The organism is Pseudoalteromonas piscicida (assembly GCF_002744175.1).
Taxonomy (GTDB): Bacteria; Pseudomonadota; Gammaproteobacteria; order Enterobacterales; family Alteromonadaceae; genus Pseudoalteromonas; species Pseudoalteromonas piscicida_B.
Genome location: NZ_NKHF01000037.1, coordinates 1 through 19,939, shown reverse-complemented (window position 1 = coordinate 19,939; position 19,939 = coordinate 1). Strand labels below are relative to the sequence as shown.

Sequence of the window (19,939 nt, the reverse complement as noted above, 5' to 3'; positions counted from 1 at the left end):
TGAGAGACAAGATGGATTGTAGACTGGGTTGTGGGGCTTGTTGTATAGCACCAAGTATTTCAACGCCCATTCCGGGTATGCCAAACGGTAAGCCTGCGGGGGTACGTTGTATTCAACTTGATGAAAATAATCTGTGTAAACTATTCAATCAACCGGAGCGTCCGCTTGTCTGTTTACAGTTTAAAGCCATGCGAGATGTGTGCGGTGAGTCAAATGAGGCCGCGATGAAAATTATCACTGAGCTTGAATTATTAACTTAATCTACTTCGCTTAGATAAAAAAACGCCCAGAGCTTACCTGCTAAGTTCTGGGCCTAGGGAAAGGCTCAATATTGAGCCGTGCGCTAACTAAAACACCTTCTAAGACTGTAGGGAGAAGTAGAAAGTACTGTTAAGTTTAGTTAACCTTTCATTCTTTTTACAAATAAATGAACAATTTATTAAGTTAATATAAAACAAAAGCTTAGTGCTCATATTCTGAATTGGTCTTAAAAATATCAAAAGGGTATATTCAGGTTATACCCAAGTTATCAACAGGTCATCTTTAATCAAATCACGAGGCAGGCTATTCTTAACTTTGTTTTTCTGCCACTTCCCAAGGCCAATCGCGCTGCCGCAGAGCGTTAAAATCACCTCACCGGTGTGTGCCGTTAATTCATCTAGACGTATGTCCTTACCGTTAAAGTAGTCTTTGGCCTGTGCTCTTGTGAGCGGTAGGGTGTTCTTCTGTGCTAAGTGACCAAAAGCTGTAGCGAATTCGTGCTCTAGTCGCACTCCATTTTTATGTGTAGTGCCTAATAGGATCCCGATCCGAGCGTATTTTATACGGTCTTGAATGGCGTCAAACCCGTTTGGAAACAACCAAACCTCTTTATCCCGCTGCATTAGTTTGCCTGGAAGTGTGGTGATGCCAAACTGTTTTTCCAGCGCTAATTGCAAGGTTTTTGTTACTTTTTTGTCTATCGGATCAAACGGAAATACACCCTTTTTTTGTTTAGGGTTTTTTACCTCAACGGAATGCACTTTTTTAAATCGCGCAATGAAAAACCCTTCGCTATCGTATAATTGTGGCCAGACGTGTAAATAACCTTCCGACGTTGTCGCTTTGTCTGCTCCGGAAAATAAGGTCGCAAGGTTGTCTACTTCCACCGCATCTGAGTAGGTATCAAGCAGATATTGGCAAACTTGTTGATTTTCTAAAGGCGTTAGGGTGCAGGTTGAGTAGACTAACGTGCCACCGGACTTCAATGCTTGAAATGCACTGTCAATTAGTTGTTTTTGTATTGCTGCAATTTCAATGTTGGATTCAATCGACCAGTTTTTTAATGCGTTTGGATCCTTTCTTACGGTCCCCTCTCCTGAGCAGGGCGCATCCAGTAAGATATTGTCGAAACACTCAAACATGTAATCACCAAAGATACTGCCATCAAAATGCGATAGCGCAACATTGTGGATCCCCATTCGTTTCATATTCGCTGCTAGCGCCTTTAATCTTGAAGAAGACAGCTCATTTGCAACCAAGACGCCGTTGCCTGACATATATGCAGCAATTTGGGATGTTTTAGACCCCGGCGCCGAGGCCATATCTAAATTAATATCATCTGGAGTTAGGGTTGGCTTGAGCGCGGTAGGTGGTAGCATTGAGCTTGCTTCTTGTACATAAATACAACCACTGAGGTGAATATCTGTGTTGCCGATGGCCAGGGCCGCCTCTTCCTCTGCACTTCTGGTGATCCAAAAGCCTTCTTTACACCAAGGGATCGATTCTGCTTGCCAATTATGCTCTTGACAATAGGCTAAAAACGCAGTGATCGACATTTTTAAGGTATTCACTCTTACCGAGCGGCGCAGAGGTGATTGGCATGTTGATATAAAATCCTCAATGCTGAGGTGTGACGGCAGATACGTTTTTATGTCATCAATAAAGTCAGTTGGAATATAAGTTGATTTGTCCACGCGTAAGCTCAAGTTGGCTGTTTTTAGTCATTTTACACTGTCGTTACGCAAAAATGCAGTGCAGATAGCATAAGGAGGAATGATTGACTGACATGAGAGCGATTTGTCGATATAATGCTCGCGAAATATCGCGAGGATGGCTATGTCTATTATTAAACATTTTTTGGCTGACCCTAGATTGCTACTTAATGCAGTTGGAGAGGGCATTTATGGCTTTGATCTTTCAGGTAATGCAGTTTTTGTAAACCCTGCTGCTGAGCGCATGACGGGTTGGCAGAGTGATGAATTATTGGGCAAAAAAATACACCAATATCACCATCATAGCCATGCCGATGGCAGTGAATATCCAGCCGACGAATGTAACATTTACAAAACCATGTTTGACGGTAAAACGAGGCAAGTAACCAATGAGGTATTTTGGCGTAAGGATGGTAGCTGTTTTCCCGTTGAATATACCTCAACGCCAATTTATAAAGAGCAGCAAATTATTGGAGCAGTCGCGATATTTCGCGATGTTTCTCAGCAGCATAAGACTGAGAGTGCGTTACGAGAGGCGCTAAATAAAGTGCAAGTGCTGACAGAGCAGTTGAAAGATGAAAACGCTTATTTGCTCGAAACATTAAATGAGAGCTGGCAAGACTCAGGATTGGTGGGCAATAGCGATATATTCCAAGCCATGTTAGCGCAATTAGAATTGGTTAGCCAAACCGACAGTACAGTTCTGATTTTAGGTGAAAATGGTACGGGGAAAGAACTGGTTGCCCGCAACCTACACCGTCTCAGTGAGCGCTCGGGCCAGCCCTTTGTCAAAGTGAATTGTGCAGCATTTTCTCCGACGTTAATTGAATCTGAGTTATTCGGTCATGAGAAAGGGGCGTTTACTGGGGCAAATGAAAGACGTAAGGGGCGGTTTGAGCTTGCTCATAAAGGAACTATTTTTTTAGATGAGATTGGTGAATTACCATTAGAAGCACAAAGTAAGCTTTTACGGGTGCTGCAAGAGCGTGAGTTTGAAAGAGTAGGGGGAAGCAAGTCTATTCAAGTAGATATTCGCATTGTAGCAGCGACCAACCGAGATCTTTGGAAAATGGTCGAAAGTGGCCATTTTAGAATGGATTTATACTACCGCTTGAATGTCTTCCCCATTCGGGTTCCTGCACTGCGTGAGAGAATAGAAGATATTCCTGTGCTGGCTAATAACCTTATTGTTCAGCTTAACAAAAAATTAGGCAAACAATTAAGGGGGATTTCTAAAAAGGCCGTTAATGCCTTGCAGCGCTACGATTGGCCTGGAAATATTAGAGAGTTGCAAAACGTATTGGAGCGTGAGGCAATACTGTCAAAAGGGAGATTACTCGATTTATCCCAAGCGTTGGAGGCATCAGAACAAGTAAAAACCGAACATGGTGAATTAACACTGGCTCAAGCTGAGGCTGAACATATTTTAAGAGTGTTAGAGATGAGTAATTGGAAAATATCGGGTACTGATGGCGCTGCTGAGAAGTTAGGGCTACCAGAGAGCACTCTACGTTCAAAAATGAAGAAATTAAAAATCACCAAACTTTCGTGATATATCGCGGGTATTCGTGATATATCACGATTTTGGTTTTTGCTATTTTTAAAAGTATATATATTTCAGTGATTTATAAAGTTTCAGATTGGTCTGAAAGTTGCAATATCTCCTTTGTGTATTACCAATGTAGCAAATAACATGAAGTTTGATATCAAAGAAGAAGACATGATCATTAAGCCCTACAAACAAGAAGGGCCTATTTATGTAAGAGAGCAAAAAGGGTATTTCCAAAAAATTAGGAGAAACCTTGGTTGGTTTTTAATGTTAACGTTCGTACTTATTCCTTGGATACAGTACAACGGACAGCAAGCCATTCTACTTGATTTTGGTAAGCAGCAATTCAAAATATTTGGTGCCACCTTTCTGCCACAGGATTTTATGATCTTAGCTTGGATCTTTATGGTCGGTGCTTTTGCCTTGTTCTTCGTCACAACTTGGCTGGGTCGCGTATGGTGTGGGTATACCTGTCCGCAAACTATTTGGATGTTGATGTTTACTTGGGTCGAGCATCGAGTTGAGGGGACGCGCAACCAAAGGATTAAGCTAGATAAGTCGAGCTGGGATAGTAAAAAGGTGGCTAAAAAGACCGCAAAGCATGCTATCTGGCTACTCATCTCTGTGTTCACAGCCACTTCATTTATGGCTTATTTCATCCCTGCCAAAGAGCTATATTTAGAGATGTTTACGCTCGAATGGTCTGGGCTCACCAGTTTTTGGGTATTTTTGTTCGCGCTGTGCACATACGGGAATGCAGGATTTCTACGTGAGAAAATGTGTACTGTTGCCTGCCCATATTCACGTTTCCAATCCGTGATGTTTGATAAAGACACTTTAGTTGTCACCTATGATAGTGAGCGTGGTGAAAATAGGGGCCGCCGTAAGCGTAAAGAAGATCCTAAACAGCTCGGGTTAGGTGATTGTGTTGACTGTAATTTGTGTGTAGAAGTGTGCCCCGCAGGTATCGACATCAGAAACGGCTTGCAATATGAATGTATCAACTGCGGATTATGTATTGATGCATGTAATGAAACGATGAATAAGTTTGGCTATCAGCCTGATTTAATAAAATACCAAAGTGAACATCAGCAAGCTGGTAAAAAATCCAACCCATTCAGACTAAAAATTGTTGGCTACGGTGCAATCACCGCACTTATTATGGTGACTATGGTGATTTGGGCATTCAATCGTACACCAATTGAAGCGTCGGTGATCCGCGATAGAAATGCTTTGTATCGAGTGAACTACGAAGGCTTAGTGGAAAACCCGTATACCCTAAGTGTTATTAACAAAACACAACATGACTTAACCTACACTGTGAGTCTTAAAGGTTTGCCCGATGCTAAGCTTACGGCACCTGCAACAACACATATCGCAGGTGGCGATATGGCGTTAATTCCAATCACAGTGATAGCTGATGGTTATGATCTGAAAGGCAAACGCACGCCGATCCAGTTCACCATTGAATCGCAGCAAGATGCGAGTATTAGCATAACCAAAGACAGCTATTTCTATAAAAACTAGTTTAAACTCCCCCCGACTCAAGGCGCTTTCATTTGGAGCGCCTTTTTTGTGTGCGTATATGCACAATGAGCCGCTAAATATTTGCCTTTCTCTCTGAACTTTTAGCGTATAAGCTTACTCTTATTGAGAATGAGTTTTATTAGCTGAGTTTTATGTTTAAAAATACACCACACAGATACGGGTTAGTTGCCATCGTATTTCACTGGCTAAGCGCATTAGTTGTTTTCGGTATGTTTGGCCTTGGGTTATACATGGTAGAGCTGAGCTACTACGACCCATTTTACCGAGATGGGCTGAATATCCACAAAAGTACCGGTATTTTGTTGGCTGCGCTCATTTTAATACGCATGGTTTGGAAAGTGCTGAATCCAAGCGTTAAACCCGTCAGTGAGGCTACCAAGCTGGAACAGATCCAGAATCTGGTTGCCCGTGTAGTCCATGTCATTCTGTATTTGGGGTTACTAACACTATTTGCTACGGGTTACTTAATTTCGACTTCGGATGGCAGAGCGATCGAAGTATTTAATTGGTTTTCAGTGGCTAGTATGGGGGAGCTATTTGACAACCAAAGTGACCTTGCTGGAACCGTACATTTATATGTAGCTTGGGGATTAATTGGCGTCGTTACATTACACATATTAGGGGCGCTTAAACACCACTTTATTAATAAAGATCAAACCTTGGTTCGTATGCTCAAGGTTTTAAATTCGAAAAAAGTTGAGGATTAAATGATGAAAAAAACACTATTGGCATTAAGCATGGCAGCAATGACAATGGCAGCGAATGCTAATGCTGCTGACTATATCATTGATACTAAAGGCGCTCATGCATTCGTCAATTTTAAAATTAAGCATTTAGGTTATAGCTGGTTACATGGGCGCTTTAATGACTTTGAAGGGGAGTTTAGCTACGATGCTAAGAACCCAAATGCCTCTACAATCAACGTTGTTATTGATACAGCTTCCATTGACTCTAACCACGCAGAGCGCGATAAACATCTGCGCGGTGATGACTTCTTGAATGTTAAAGCGCATCCTAAGGCGACTTTCAAGAGTACTTCAATTGCTTTTAGCGATGATACCAATGCTAAGGTAAAAGGTAGCTTTACACTAAACGGTGTAACTAAAAATATCGAATTTGACGTACAAAAAGTAGGAGAAGGTAAAGATCCTTGGGGTGGATATCGTGTCGGTTTTGAAGGCGAGACTCAACTTAAGCTAGCAGACTATGATATTGACTATAACCTAGGTCCTGCCTCTACGCATGTCACTATTGGCTTACATTTAGAAGGGATCCGTAAGTAAATGCTATTTTGCCATCATGCATCGCTTTGTATGATGGCACTATTTGAGAAAGATACTGGCTAATTGTGGCCTAAGTTGTTCGGGTAGCCAGCGCGACATAGCCAACCGAAATTGCTCGTCTTGATGGACTTTCTTCAAAGCTTCACTAATTGCAGCAATTTGTGTTTTACCAACCGTATTGTTATTACATCCAGCAAAACCTGAGGTGATTTGGGAGTAGGCATTTATCCTCACTTGCGTTAACTCGTCATGTTTGTCCACATTAAGCTTGTGATAATGGTGTTCACTAGGATACCCCAGTATAATATCGACTCTTTTTTTGAGTAGCATTACGGTTAAGCTTGCCAGTGCGTCTCTCCCCGGCCTGACAGTTACTTGGTCGTTTGGCAAACTTGCTAAGAGCGAGTCTAACTGTTCTCCGAACGAGCGATTGGCTGCTATGCCGACGTTTAGTCCGTGTGTAGTGACTAATTTTTCCAAATCAACAGCGCTGTTGTTCAGTCCTAAAGACTGAGCTATGTCTTTTCTTAACGCGATAGAAGTGGATAAGCCGATTGTTGAGTACTCATCACTAAACGCAATGTGTTTTTGTCGCTCTGTCGTTTTATATAGCGAAATCATGCAGTATTGGTTGTTTACATTTGATAGCTCATATATCGCCCTTGAAGCCGGGAAAAGTTTATAGTTGAAGGCATAATCTGGCATGTATGGCTGAATTAGACGGATGAGTAATTCATCGCGGCCTTGGCCCTCTAGTTCATCCGATAAAATGTAATAAGGCGCAAAGTCGAGCACAATCCAAGTGATTTGCTTGGCAAATAACGCGCTGGAATGAAAAGTGGCGAGAAAGAATAATATGACTTTGATCAAATTCTGCAACTCTTGATGTACATACAATAAGCTTAGCACCGCTGACGTGGTTTATGATTAATTAAATGTATATTTAGTTTGTAATTAATGTTTACAGTTTGTGTTGGTGTGCTAGCTTTAAATTAGGCTAAGTATTAAGACACAATGCCCCTTAGTCCTAAAATAAGTGCTCATTCTGGATCTGTTATTATGCATTGTGACGTAGTAGCTTGGTCTACCCTAGGCCAGGGTTATCTATTTGGCGATATGGTAAGGAAAATCTATAAAGCCAAGCTAATAACTATAAATAATGAAAAGGAAAACCTATGTCTATTCTAATTGTAACCGATATTTTTGGGCACACTGAAGATGTGAAGTGTTTTGCCAATTCGCTAGGGACTAAAGTCAACGTGCTTTCTCCCTTCATTGATGAACCAACCAGCGCCATAGAGTCAGACTGTTATGAATTGTTTTTGGCGCAATGTGGTCACCAACAATACGCTCAAAAGGTTTCTGAAGCCATCAAGGCGTTTGCTCCAAGGTTAGTTATTGGATTTAGCGCTGGTGGAGCCGCAGCATGGGTTGCATTAGCTGAACATAATCAGCAAAACAGTGTTGAACAGTTAATCGCCTTCTATCCTGGGCAGATCCGCCATCATCTAGCACTTAAGCCGAGTTGTGATGTCTCGATTTTCTTCGCTCAAGTTGAGTCTCACTTTGATGTAGAACCTGTTATTACAGCGTTGAACAACAAAAAGGGACTACAGTGCGTGAGAACGCGATATGCTCATGGTTTTATGAATAAGTTGTCAGTCAACTTTGATCAATACGCCTATGCTCACTACCAATATTATTGCCAAAAAGAAGCGCGAAACTTTACCTCAATAGCGCAACAAGCGCTGGAAATGTCTTAATTGGAGTGCGCAAAACAGCCAAGGCAAACTACACTAAACTCTTAATTATTATATTTTAAGGAGTGAATGATGTATCCAGAGTTACCCGACTATCAGCACTTTTACAGTAACCCTATCGCCAAGCCTCCCTGTAGAATGCTTAACGCACAAATGTATGGTTTTTTTGTTCAAGGTGAAAAGGGCAAAATACAAACTTATGTCGATGATACGTTAAACTCAGTGCCCAGTAGTGAGTTTGTATTTAAAGCGCTATCGGATTGGTGCCTACTTACTTTTACTGACATTGAAAATATTGCGTCAAAGGTGCCGCCCTTCAGTGAATATGGATACATGCAAGAAACGGATATCATCGTGTGGTTGCCAATACTGCAAATTAATCTAGAAACGCTAAAAGCGGAGCACTTATATTGGTATCCTGCATTCATTACTGTGAATAATATCAATGCCTTGATCAATGGTAGAGAAATATGGGGGTACAACAAATATTTGTGCCGATATGAAATGCCTGAACATTATGGTGCACCATTAAATTTCTCTCTCTCACTTGATACGTTTAAAGAGTTTAACCCAAATGTAAAAATGGATTGGCATGAGCTACTTCGGATCTATCCAGAGGATGACGGCGAGTCTTGGCTAAAAGAAGTGCTCGAAGTAGGCGGTGAGATAGCCGAACTATTTAAAGAGTCCGTGTCTGATCTGGATGTGGATAGCCAGTTTTTAAAGCAGTTTTTATCAGGCTTTACTCATCCGCAAATGGATCAGGTTCTATTTAAACAGTTTCCAGATGGTTTGGCTGAAAAGTCAGTATATTCCGCAGTGGTGCATTCACCTTCGGAGGTGAAAAAGATCCACAAAATAGGCTTTATAAAAGACGACCTATGTATAGAGCTACAACGTCTTGACGCCTTTCCACTCGATAAGATGTTTGGCATCCCGTTGGGTAAAAGTGAGGTGAAGCTACCTTACTTTGTAAAAATGGATTTTGACCAAGCTGGTGTCGAAGAGTTAGTGTCCAGCGCTCAAAGCATGGCCAATTTGCATCGATAAAAACAAAAGCAGACAGAAATTAACATCAGTAAAGCGATATATGCCTGTTCTGAAGTCTTCCTATATCGCTTTGATCCGTTCGTTTACGACATTACCGATCCGGTAATTATATAAGGAAGAAATATGAACAAGCAGAAAGTGGCTATCCTAGGTGGTGGGGTGTCTGCGATGACTGCTGCTGTCTATATGACAGAGCGTGAAGATTGGCAAGAGCGCTACGACATTACTGTATACCAACAAGGTTGGCGGTTAGGCGGAAAAGGCGCGAGCGGGCGAAACGCAGCCCATGGGCAACGAATAGAAGAACACGGACTCCACGTATGGTTTGGTGCTTATGTAAACTCTTTTAGAGCGATTGAAACTGTCTACAATAAATTGGAACGCTCAAGCAGTATTCCTATTCATAATTGGCAACAGGCCTTAAAGCCCCATAGCTTGGTGGTACTGCAAGAATATATAGATCAACAGTGGCAAACTTGGTCTGTGGATTTCCCTGAAATTCCTGGCAACCCTGCAAATGGCACATTAGATCTTCACTTTTGGCAAATCTTAAAGCTACTTGCCGCATGGTTACATAAGTGGGTTAATGATTTAGAAGACGAAGTTGAGCAAACGCATAAGTCTACACAACTCAAAACAAGAAAATCTCGCGATAAAGGCTTACTCGCTCATTTAGGGCAAGAAGTAACGCGCTTTTTTGATAGTGTTGAAGATAAAGCAAAATCGCTGTTTGACGATGCTGAAAATCAAGTACAAGAGGTGATTTCAACACCTAAGTTACTCATCACTCAGTTGAGTAACTTTTTAACGATCCGTGAATCTGACCACCGTTTAGAAAACAAGAAGGATCATTTGGTTGTATGGTATATGGTACGCAAGATACGTCGTTGGCTGCGAGCTGAAGTGAATGACCTAATTGACGATAACCCAGTGATCAGACGCTTGTATATTTGTTTGGATTTGGGGATATCGATGACCATAGGTATGCTGCGAGATAAAGTCTATTCGCGGGGGTTTGGTTATATAGATCAATATGACTTTAAGCAGTGGCTAAGGCGTAATGGAGCCAATGAAACCCTCTCTGTTGAATCAGCGCCAGTGCGAGGGTTTTATGATCTTGTGTTTGGATATGAAGACGGTGATTTTAACAAGCCGAATGTAGAAGCGGGCGTTGCCGCACTTGCTATGCTGCGCATTATGCTGTGTTATCGCGGTGGAGTGATGTGGAAGATGCAAGCTGGGATGGGAGATATCATATTCTCACCTATTTATGAGTTGCTAAAATCTCGAGGGGTTAAGTTTGAATTTTTCCATCAAGTAGAGTCATTGGGATATGTTGAGCACGCGACAGGTTGCAGTATTGATAAAATTGAACTTATTCAGCAAGTTAAATTGAAAGACACACAGTATTATGAACCACTTGAGTTGGTAAAAGGTTTACCTTGCTGGCCGAGCCAACCTCTTTGGCAGCAGCTGGACTCGCAACAAGCAGCACTGCTCCAACAACATGAGGTGAATCTGGAGTCTTATTGGTCGGATTGGGAGTCGGTGTATGAGCAGGCATTTGGTCATGCTTTGCCACGTAAAACACTTACCCACTCAGTAGACTTTGATCTCGTCGTTTTTGGTATCTCAGTCGCAGGGCTCGCGCCGTTGTGTGAGAATTTGCTAGCAAAAGACGACAATCTCAAGTTACAAGCTGAAAAAGTAAAAACAGTCGCCACACAGGCTTTACAGTTATGGTTAACTAAAACAGATAGCGAGCTGGGCTTTCACGACCCTTCACAGAGCGACGAGCGACCTATTCTTAGTGCATTTTCACAGCCTTTTGATACTTGGGCTGCAATGTCTAACCTACTTGAGGTAGAAGATTGGCAAGCACTGATGAACCGAGAAATATCGCCTACTTTTGTAGTGCTTTTACTTGCGCTGATTACCCACCAGCAAGCGACCATGAATTTCCCCACCGTATGAAGGCGGTAGTGAAAGAGAATTCGCTGAATAAACTAAAGGAGCAGATGCAACCGCTTTGGCCAGAGGCTTATCATGGAGATGAATTCGATTGGAATGTATTATTTGATACCTGTAATGAACTTGGAGAGGCCAGATTTGATTCGCAATATTGGCGAGTCAATGTAGACCCAAGTGAGCGTTATGTCTTGAGCGTGGTTGGCAGTAGTCAATATCGTCTTGCCACCGATGGAACCGCATTTGATAACTTATACATTACTGGCGACTGGATCAAAACTGGTGTGAATGCAGGGTGTGTTGAAGCTGCCGTCATGGCGGGTATGCAAACGAGCCGAGCAATCACTGGGCATCCACAACATATCAGTGGTGAATTCGGATTTGAGCCAGATGACTGACAGCACGTTCAATTGATGCTTGCAACGCGCTACCACCTAGGTTGTGAAAAAGGGGAGTGCGTTGCGCCGTAGTACGAACTATATCTATCTCCTGAGCAAAATTAAGTAAATTTGATAAAGGTATTCATCCAGCCGATTTTGTGAATTTTTTATCAACTTATTTTGCTTTGACTTTAGGGCCTGTTGATCTTTGCTGTAATAACACACTTGATAGACAAACCGGCCCTAGTAATTAATAACAACACAAGATCGCCACCACGTAGTTTAATAGGACCTTTAGTGGGGAATAGTGTGGATTTGTTTGGGGGTCTTATTTAATCAGCTATAATAGTAGTGCAATTGCATGATATAGCTAGGGATTCAAACTATGCCACATCCAAATGTGCTGTTAAATACGATCACATTCACATTATTGTTTGCAGTACCGATGGAAGCATCAGCACAAACCAACGATATTGAAGTCATTGAGGTTTATGCGCAAAAGAGAAAGCAGTCTATCAATGATGTCGCCATCGCGGTAAAGCCCATCTTAGGCAAGACTCTTTCTGAGTCTGCTATAAAAGACACAACTGAATTGGGTAGTCTCGTATCCAATGTGAAAATAAGCCAAAATGCCGCTGAGGGGACGCCTCCTGCTGTTAATATTCGCGGTATAGGACTGGTTGATTATAATACGGCCAATACCTCCCCAGTAGGGATGTATTTAGACGGAATTGCTGTTGGCTCTGCTAATAATCAAATTATTAATCTGTTCGATATTGAACAAGTAGAAGTGTTAAAAGGGCCTCAAGGCACATTATTTGGCAGAAACACCACAGGTGGGGCCATACTCGTTAGAACGGCACGGCCAACTGACGGTGATTTTGCATCCATTAGCGCTGGTGTTGGTTCTGATGCATTTACTCGCGCAGGTGCCGTTGTTAACTACAGCATGGACACGGCCAGTGCCATCCGTTTCGCCGCAAGCCATAAAAACTATGATTATACCACCTACAACCTTGAGCCAAACGTGCCTGAGGCAGGCATGGAGCAGAATGATATTCGCCTTAGTTATTTTGGTGAATTTGACGATTACAGTGTTTTTGTCAAGCTGGACTATGGTCATTGGAATGGCTTAGTACAACCAGTTGGAAATATCGGTATCTATTCTAATCCTGCGGAGGGTATTAAATGTAGCCCGGCACAAGCTGGTAGCAGTAATTGCGTTGATAGCTTTGGTTTCAATGTAGGCAGCGATGATTTTTGGGCTGTAAGAGTAAATAACTATCAAAAGCATCATAGTATTAGCAAAGGTGTGACGACTGAAGTGGTTTACCGCTTTGATGAGCAGTCGCAGTTAGTTTATCTTGGTGCATTTAATCGTTTGGACCGTATTCATGGATTTAATTGTGATGGTAGCCCGCAAGCTCTCTGCGAGGGTGAATTAGGACTTAAAAACGAAAAGCTTGTTAATGAATTACGTTATGAGCAAAGCACCACTCATGGCTTCATCACACTGGGGGTATTTCAGCTTGAAGAACGGATCTATCAGGACAACTATAACGATCTATTAAGGGGACTTCGAGGCACACCGTTTGGTGCAAGTGCGGCAACATTTTTTTACGATAATGATATAGAGGTCAATTCATTAGCATTATTCGGTCAATATGAGCACACGCTGAGTGAGAAAACCGATTTGCTATTTGGTCTTAGGTACAGTGATGAAGAGGTTGATTATGACTCATTTTCTTACCTCAATGTACCTGTAGGTGAAAATCTCACAGGGATCTTAGTACCATCTTATGATGTTGCCGGAACAGAGTCTGATAGTAGCCTTTCTGGAAAGTTTTCTGTCATTCATAAGCTCACGCCCACTAAAAGTATCTACTACAGCCTATCTAATGGTGTAAAAAGCGGTGGGTACAACGGCGGCTTCCTAACATCCGAAACAGCTGCATTGCAGGCCAGTTATGGTCCCGAAGAGTTAGTCGCCCATGAAATAGGCGCAAAATTCACATTTAGTGAAGTTGGACTGCGTACAAACTTTGCGGCTTTCTACTATGATTACAAAGATCAGCAAGTGTTTATGAATCGTGCATCTGAAGTGCCAGGCGCACCACCATACCAATTACTTGAAAATGTAGGTAAGTCGACAATATATGGTGCTGAGCTAGAAAACACTTGGTACTTCTCGGAACAAACTCAAATAGACTTGGATATTGGGTATATCCCCGAGGCTAATTTTGAAGAATTTATTGATCCAGTGGGTGTGGTTTTAACAGACAATCGCCTGCCGTTTACCTCAGAGTGGAATATTTCAGGTAAAATAAATTATGCATTTAATTGGGATAAAGTTAACATAAAAAGCAGGCTAGGCTTTGATTATCAGAGTGAATACTACTTTGACCAAAACCAATCGCCTTATGCTCGTCAGCCTAGTTATCTCTTATGGAATGCCAATGTGCAGGTTGAATATGAAAACTGGCAGCTCGGTATTTGGGGGAAAAATATTTTCGATAAAGAGTATAGCCATTTAAAGTTCGATTTAAGTAGCTTCTTAGGAATGTTAGAAGACTTTAAGGGTGAAGGAAGACGGATAGGCATAGATATTACGTATCATTTTTGATTATTGATAGATTTAATCGAAGATAACAAACCTGACTCAGAGGTAGACAATTTGCTAACAAGAGCTCAAGCTTCAGCAGGTATTGACCCAAGGGGCACTGATTAAGATGCGTATAGTATTTATCTTATTCAGCGTTTTACTGTTTTCGTCAGTAACACCTGCACAAGAAGCTGCTTTGGAGCTAACGCAACCTTGGCAATATCAAAATCTGCACCATGTTGGTCGAGCGTATGAAGCTACCTCGAATACGCGTTTTCCAGAAAATTGGAATGATATCCGCGACTGGGAGTCAGTTCACGAGCCCTTTAATAAACGAGCATTATTTTCAGGTCGCTATTTTTTGGTGACCAAAGTAACCAATAAAACGCCGTTAAGTGAGTTTGTGCTGTATCCTTACAATACGGTATTGAGTAAGGTTGAATCTAGGATATATACGCCTGACTCAGTACATCGAGTATTCTCTGGCGGTAAGGTTGAAAATGAATTTGCATTTCATTATGGCAACGAAATTAAACTCGAGCCTAACCAAGAATATTATATAGTCACTTTATTTGAGAGTGATTTTTTCTACACTCCGATAAAACTGACTATTGAACCACTTAAAGAATTTGAACAAGAAGTAGTGTATGAAAACCTGATCATGACACTTTGCTTTGGGGTAGGCGTAGTTCTTGGGTTATATAATTTATTGATCTACATTGGCTCTAAAGATATTACCCATCTTTACTATGCATTGTTTACCTGTGTTTGGGTATTCGCTTGGAGTCATTTCTTCCACATTCCGGATCAGCTTTTTGGGTTTTATTCTGCTAATTTACACTGGCTAGGGTTTGCCCTTGCTCCTCTGACTAATGCACTGTTTTATATCCACCTTTTAAAACTAAAAGATGTTCATCCTAATTATGTATCCATTTCAATTTGGCTTGGGGTAATTGCTGCGCTCGGATCGCCGTTTTGTATTCTGTTTCCTGGGTTTGGATTTATTTGGGCAACTGTAGTGACAGGCTCTGCCATGTGTTTTGGTTTATTTGTTGGGGTAAAACGTTGGAGCGAAGGGTTTAAACCCGCCCGTTACTTTGTTCTTGCTTACGTGGCCATGGCTATTCCAAATATGATTGGTAATTTTACCAATCTTAGTCTACTTCCGGAATCATCAAGTAACTTATATTTGTATGGTCTTATCGGCTCCGCTTTGGATGCTCTTTTATTGGCGTTTGCGGTTGCTGATAAATTTAGAATTACCAGTGAAGAGAACGTAGAGCTGAATAAAAACCTTGAGGCTAAGGTGCTAAAGCGAACATATGAATTGGAACAGGCTGCATCAGAGCTCAGAGATGCCAGTGAAGCGAAAAGCCGATTCTTAGCCAATATGAGTCATGAGATAAGAACACCAATGACTTCGATTATTGGGTATGCTGATGGCATAATGTTAGGTGATATCAAACCGCATGAACGCAATCATGCCATTGCCGTTATCTTGCAAAACTCCAGACACGTACTGGGTTTGATTAATGACATTTTAGACATGTCTAAGATTGAAGCGAATAAGCTGGAAGTCGAGCTGGTGGAGTCAAATCTATTTCAAGCAATAGCGCATGTCGATTCATTATTAGGTAAGCAGATCAGAGACAAGGGGTTAGAGTTTGCGTTAAATTATCACTTTCCACTACCTGACTACGTTGTGATTGACCCTACGCGACTAAGGCAGATATTACTGAATCTAACATCCAATGCAATGAAGTTCACCACGGTTGGCAAAATATCGATAGATGTTGCATGCCAAAACGAAAAACTGATGATCACCGTGCGAGACACAGGGATTGGAATGACCGCAGATGAACAAAAAGAGTTGTTTAGTGCGTTCTATCAAGCTGACTCTTCTACTTCACGCAAGTATGGTGGCACTGGTCTTGGGCTAAACATTTCAAGAAGTCTGGCGAAAAAGCTGGATGGGGATATCTCCGTGGAGAGTGAGGTGGGATCGGGTACAGCATTTACGCTCACTCTTGGCTTGTATACAACGGAAAGAACTAACTGGGTGCAAAATTTAGAACAAATAGGAGAGGTAAGAGAGCCTGTTAAAGCGCCGGAAGAAATGACTCAAACGCTAAAAGGAGAAGTTCTGCTTGCTGAGGACAACATTGATAATAGCAAGTTGATCAAACGTATTTTAGAGCGAATGGGGCTGTCGGTTACTGCGGTTGAAAATGGTCAACTGGCCGTGCAGGCTGTTTTAGACAGAGACTTTGATTTGATTTTAATGGATATTCAAATGCCGGTGATGGACGGCGAGCAAGCCTTTAGCTTTATTCAGGCGACAGGGTGCAGTACACCAGTGATAGCACTCACCGCCAATACAATGCAGCATGAGATTGATCGTTATTTAAAACTAGGGTTTAGTGATCATCTGGCAAAACCGATAGATAGGGTTATTTTTAGTCAAAAAATTGCTCATTACCTAGATATTCAGGTAGATGATGATTTGGATTTACCAGAGGCTGAATTTTTCCAACTGAAACAACAGTATGTATCAGGTTTACACGAGCAAATTATTCAAATTAAAAACCAAGCCAAATATCAGGACTATGAAGCCTTGGCAAGAACAGTACATGCCATAAAGGGCACGGCGGCTATGTTTGACTTCATAGACATACATAAAATCGCAAATGAGTTGGATGAAAAACTCAAAAACAAACAAGTTCAGAGTGTAGATGCACAATTGAGTGACTTATTAGCAGCAATGAACCGAGCTATTGAGTCAGACAGGGAGCAAACGAAGCAAGCCTAAGCAACGTTGTTGGAGCGGTTACCGTAAAGGTTGCAGCGTAGCTATTTCAGCTCGGCTGAGAATGGGAAAGTCGTTGCGTTGCTTGTAGCTGGCATATAAATTGGAAAAAATCGTTGTCTTTGATAACTTATCGAGCTTTGCAATAAATAGTCGACCACTGTTTTCAAGTCCTGAGGGATGAGACGACTTACAGCATTGCTGAAATTTAGCGATCAGTGACCTCACCGTATGTGGGCTTAGTGATGCTTTAAGTGCTAGTTCGGCCTCCATAAAAAATGCCGCACCACTCCAGTATACACGCTGTTGTGCCTTTAATGACCACATGTTTTCGCTGACAGAACTCAGTCCGCCGTTATGTAGCTGTGTGTTCTTAGCTCCTCGGTTGAGACCTGAAGTGAGGCGAGCCCTAAACTCATTAATATCAAAAAGGCTGTTCTCTAGCATAATCACATTTTGTAAATACGTAGCCAGCCCTTCCGCAATCCAAAAGTCTGAATGTGCCAATAAGGGATGATAAAGGTGTGCTATTTCATGATAAATCGTCCAATCTTTGACTAATATTCGACTGGGGGTGAATCGTTTCACATGTAGGTTGAGTGAATCAAGTCGTCCGCGCTGCACACTACCCCAAGGTACTGGCTCAGATGCGAATAAAATAGGTTCAATAGTGGCGGTGAGTGCAGGTTGTTTTAATTCTCCAAGCGTCCGTTCGGCCGCATTCATACCATGATTTAGCCAAGTCTCTACATGTTGTCTATCATTGTCGCTGATCCAGCTTTTATAGTTAATAACCAACTCTGTGGCTGTTGCAGTGCCTGTCAGTAAGACGAAAGTTAATGTGATCCATAACCTCATAGACTACTCGATATTGTATTGGTGAAAATAACCCGAACTCGGCATAACAACTTGTTCTGTAGCAACTGTTATCCCTTACTACTGAGAAACTCCTTGTTACTCAGACTTCAGGTTAAATAGACCGTTCTAAACGGGCTTTTCATTCGGTAAGTTGAGATTATCTCAACTGAACTTAATGAGTGGCTGTGTAACACTGAGCAAAACAATCAGCAAGGAAAACAGATGAAAACACGTATGCTCATTACTTTTATTTTTAGCGCTCCGGTATTTGCAAACCCATTAATTGGCACTTGGGAGTTTGTTGAAGGAAAGTATGCGACGGCCAACGGTGTGGTATCGGCACAAGCCCCCACGGTTACGTCTATCAAGCTTATCACTAAAACACACCATAGTTACATTACTCAAAGTAATGGAGAGTTCAAGTATGCAGGGGGAGGCAGTTATCAAATTGACAATAATAAATTTGTTGAAACCTATGAATATGGAAATATCCCGTCGTTGCTTGGAAGAACCATGTCTTTTACCTACAAAGTCGAAGGGGAACTGTGGCATCATGAACTACATGAAAATGGTAAGTTTGTAGAGAAGGAAATATGGAAAAAAGTTCAGTGATCCCTCAAAAAATGCGCTATATCAATCACACCGCTTCAATACTAAAAATTCAAGATACGGCAGTTCCAAAGATAGATGCGCAACAGGTACTGATAAAAGTACATGCCTTTGGCGTTAACCGTGCTGATATCTTGCAAAAGAAAGGAAAATATCCAGCACCAGAGGGCGACAGCAAAATACTTGGACTAGAAGTTTCTGGAGTGGTGGTACAAGTGGCTGATCCTGCACTTGAGCATCTCCTCGGTCGTCATGTTTTTTGTTTAACGTCAGGCGGAGGATATGCTGAGTATGTCGTCGCTGAGCACGAATTGTTAATGCCAGTACCAGATGATATGCCTCTAAGTTACGCTGCCGGATTGGCTGAGGTATATCTTACCGCATACGATGCAATAGTGAGGACGGGCAATCTTGGAACGGGTGATACGCTGCTTTGTCATGGTGGCGCTTCTGGTGTAGGTAGCGCGGCTATTCGAATCGCAAAAAGTATCGGTGCTACTGTGGTAACAACACAAAGTAGTGACGAAAAAGCACAATATGCATTATCTCTGGGCGCTGACCATACCATAAATTACTTAGAGAATGATTTTGCAGAAGAAATGAAAAAGTTGGGTTTAAAGGCTAATGTGATACTCGACCCTGTCGCTGGCGATTACTTAAGCGCAAATTTACGAGTGGCAGCCATGGATTGTCATTGCATTGTGTTGGCAATGCTCGGAGGGAGGTATGCAGAATTGGATTTCGCTAAGCTATTAAGCAAAAGATTTAACCTACATGGAAGCACGTTACGAAACCGCTCAAAAACGTATAAAAAAGAATTGGTTCAGGCATTCCTTTCTCAGTTTGGGCAGCACTTAATGGAACCAAGTATGGCTATTCCGATATATAGAGAACTGTGCTGGGATGAAATAGAACAAGCTCACGAAGTGTTAGAAAATAATCGTAACTTAGGAAAAGTAATAGTACGAATAGTTTAACTGTTTATCTATACAGTTGTTATACTGTATTTAAATACACTTAGTAGAGTACAACATGACGGCATTAGATATCGAAGAAAGCGTTCCTAGTCCAAAAGAATATTGTGATCTGCGCGTCGCAGCGGGTTTGTCTGCAAAATCCTTGGAAGCTGCTGAGCGGGGTCTCCCCAATTCTCTCTACGGAGTGACTATTCGAGATAATACAAAGTTAGTCGCGATGGGGCGTGTTGTTGGTGATGGTGGTTGTAACTTTGAGATTGTGGATATCGCGGTAGACTCAGCTTATCAGGGACAAGGATTAGGGAAAGGTGATGGAATATATTGAGAATTACCTTAACTCAACGGTATCAGTTGGTTCATATGTTTCCATGATTGCAGACAAACCTGCTTTCTATGAGAAGCTTGGTTATCGTTTAGTTTCTCCCTCCAGCCAAGGTATGACAAAGCATTTTACTCCAGTAGTTTAAAGTGGTGCAAGTCACGAGGGCACTTAGTCGTAAAAGTTACAGTTAAAAGTGAGAAATTAAAAGGTGGTACAACCGAGTGGATGCGAACCACCGACCTCTGGACCGGGCC

General features: G+C 41.8%; 18 protein-coding genes. 15 read left to right on the top strand and 3 right to left on the bottom strand.

Features of this window, described 5'->3' with window-relative positions; genetic code table 11:
• Positions 1-11: 11 nt before the first annotated feature.
• Positions 12-260: a YkgJ family cysteine cluster protein gene (locus tag CEX98_RS08285; protein ID WP_099641617.1), complete on the top strand. Its 249-nt coding sequence runs from the start codon at positions 12-14 to the stop codon at positions 258-260.
• Between the two features lie 255 nt (positions 261-515).
• On the opposite strand, the gene rsmF is transcribed toward CEX98_RS08285, so the two are convergent.
• A complete protein-coding gene (gene rsmF, locus CEX98_RS08280) occupies positions 516-1,955 on the bottom strand; it encodes a 16S rRNA (cytosine(1407)-C(5))-methyltransferase RsmF (protein WP_099641672.1) in 1,440 nt (479 codons plus the stop codon).
• A 142-nt stretch (positions 1,956-2,097) separates the two neighbouring features.
• On the opposite strand from rsmF, the gene CEX98_RS08275 reads away from it, so the two are divergent.
• From CEX98_RS08275 to CEX98_RS08260, 4 genes are all read left to right on the top strand, one after another.
• Positions 2,098-3,525 (top strand): sigma-54 interaction domain-containing protein, encoded by a 1,428-nt coding sequence (locus tag CEX98_RS08275; protein ID WP_099641616.1) that lies wholly within the window; start codon positions 2,098-2,100, stop codon positions 3,523-3,525.
• 141 nt (positions 3,526-3,666) lie between these two features.
• Positions 3,667-5,049 carry a cytochrome c oxidase accessory protein CcoG gene (ccoG, locus tag CEX98_RS08270; protein WP_099641615.1) on the top strand — a complete coding sequence of 461 codons (1,383 nt, stop codon included), beginning with the start codon at positions 3,667-3,669 and terminating at the stop codon, positions 5,047-5,049.
• A gap of 152 nt (positions 5,050-5,201) precedes the next feature.
• Positions 5,202-5,777 carry a cytochrome b gene (locus CEX98_RS08265; RefSeq protein ID WP_099641614.1) on the top strand — a complete coding sequence of 192 codons (576 nt, stop codon included), beginning with the start codon at positions 5,202-5,204 and terminating at the stop codon, positions 5,775-5,777.
• A 3-nt stretch (positions 5,778-5,780) separates the two neighbouring features.
• Positions 5,781-6,353, top strand: a complete 573-nt coding sequence (locus tag CEX98_RS08260) for a YceI family protein (RefSeq protein ID WP_099641613.1) — start codon at positions 5,781-5,783, stop codon at positions 6,351-6,353.
• A gap of 39 nt (positions 6,354-6,392) precedes the next feature.
• Here the strand turns inward: CEX98_RS08260 and CEX98_RS08255 are convergent, their stop codons facing one another.
• Positions 6,393-7,223 (bottom strand): TIGR02285 family protein, encoded by an 831-nt coding sequence (locus CEX98_RS08255; protein ID WP_099641671.1) that lies wholly within the window; start codon positions 7,221-7,223, stop codon positions 6,393-6,395.
• Positions 7,224-7,528: 305 nt separating this feature from the next.
• Between CEX98_RS08255 and CEX98_RS08250 the strand changes: the two genes are divergently transcribed.
• The 6 genes from CEX98_RS08250 to CEX98_RS08230 all read left to right on the top strand — a co-directional run bounded on the left by CEX98_RS08250 (position 7,529) and on the right by CEX98_RS08230 (position 16,922).
• The gene (locus CEX98_RS08250; RefSeq protein WP_099641612.1) at positions 7,529-8,116 is read left to right on the top strand and encodes a hypothetical protein; all 588 of its coding nucleotides are present in this window, start codon (positions 7,529-7,531) and stop codon (positions 8,114-8,116) included.
• Positions 8,117-8,182: 66 nt separating this feature from the next.
• Complete coding sequence (locus CEX98_RS08245) at positions 8,183-9,163, top strand: acetoacetate decarboxylase (RefSeq protein WP_340071006.1); 981 nt, start codon at positions 8,183-8,185, stop codon at positions 9,161-9,163.
• A gap of 123 nt (positions 9,164-9,286) precedes the next feature.
• Positions 9,287-11,137, top strand: a complete 1,851-nt coding sequence (locus CEX98_RS08240) for an NAD(P)-binding protein (protein ID WP_347337900.1) — start codon at positions 9,287-9,289, stop codon at positions 11,135-11,137.
• An 8-nt stretch (positions 11,138-11,145) separates the two neighbouring features.
• Positions 11,146-11,529, top strand: coding sequence for a hypothetical protein (locus tag CEX98_RS23555; RefSeq protein ID WP_347337899.1), 384 nt, complete (start codon positions 11,146-11,148; stop codon positions 11,527-11,529).
• 367 nt (positions 11,530-11,896) lie between these two features.
• Entirely contained in the window at positions 11,897-14,134 is a 2,238-nt protein-coding gene (locus CEX98_RS08235; RefSeq protein WP_099641610.1) for a TonB-dependent receptor, read from the top strand.
• Between the two features lie 106 nt (positions 14,135-14,240).
• A complete protein-coding gene (locus CEX98_RS08230; protein WP_099641609.1) occupies positions 14,241-16,922 on the top strand; it encodes an ATP-binding protein in 2,682 nt (893 codons plus the stop codon).
• A gap of 18 nt (positions 16,923-16,940) precedes the next feature.
• On the opposite strand, the gene CEX98_RS08225 is transcribed toward CEX98_RS08230, so the two are convergent.
• Positions 16,941-17,777: a hypothetical protein gene (locus CEX98_RS08225; protein WP_099641608.1), complete on the bottom strand. Its 837-nt coding sequence runs from the start codon at positions 17,775-17,777 to the stop codon at positions 16,941-16,943.
• A gap of 222 nt (positions 17,778-17,999) precedes the next feature.
• Here CEX98_RS08225 and CEX98_RS08220 point away from each other — a divergent pair, with 222 nt between their 5' ends.
• From CEX98_RS08220 to CEX98_RS23550, 4 genes are read left to right on the top strand one after another with little or no spacing between them, the layout of a single operon-like run.
• Positions 18,000-18,389, top strand: coding sequence for a hypothetical protein (locus CEX98_RS08220; protein ID WP_172439737.1), 390 nt, complete (start codon positions 18,000-18,002; stop codon positions 18,387-18,389).
• Positions 18,371-19,363, top strand: a complete 993-nt coding sequence (locus CEX98_RS08215) for an NAD(P)H-quinone oxidoreductase (RefSeq protein ID WP_099641607.1) — start codon at positions 18,371-18,373, stop codon at positions 19,361-19,363. Before CEX98_RS08220 ends, CEX98_RS08215 begins: the two co-directional genes overlap by 19 nt.
• A gap of 55 nt (positions 19,364-19,418) precedes the next feature.
• The gene (locus CEX98_RS08210; protein WP_347337898.1) at positions 19,419-19,688 is read left to right on the top strand and encodes a GNAT family N-acetyltransferase; all 270 of its coding nucleotides are present in this window, start codon (positions 19,419-19,421) and stop codon (positions 19,686-19,688) included.
• The gene (locus CEX98_RS23550; RefSeq protein WP_347337897.1) at positions 19,675-19,830 is read left to right on the top strand and encodes a hypothetical protein; all 156 of its coding nucleotides are present in this window, start codon (positions 19,675-19,677) and stop codon (positions 19,828-19,830) included. Before CEX98_RS08210 ends, CEX98_RS23550 begins: the two co-directional genes overlap by 14 nt.
• The last annotated feature ends 109 nt before the right edge of the window (positions 19,831-19,939 follow it).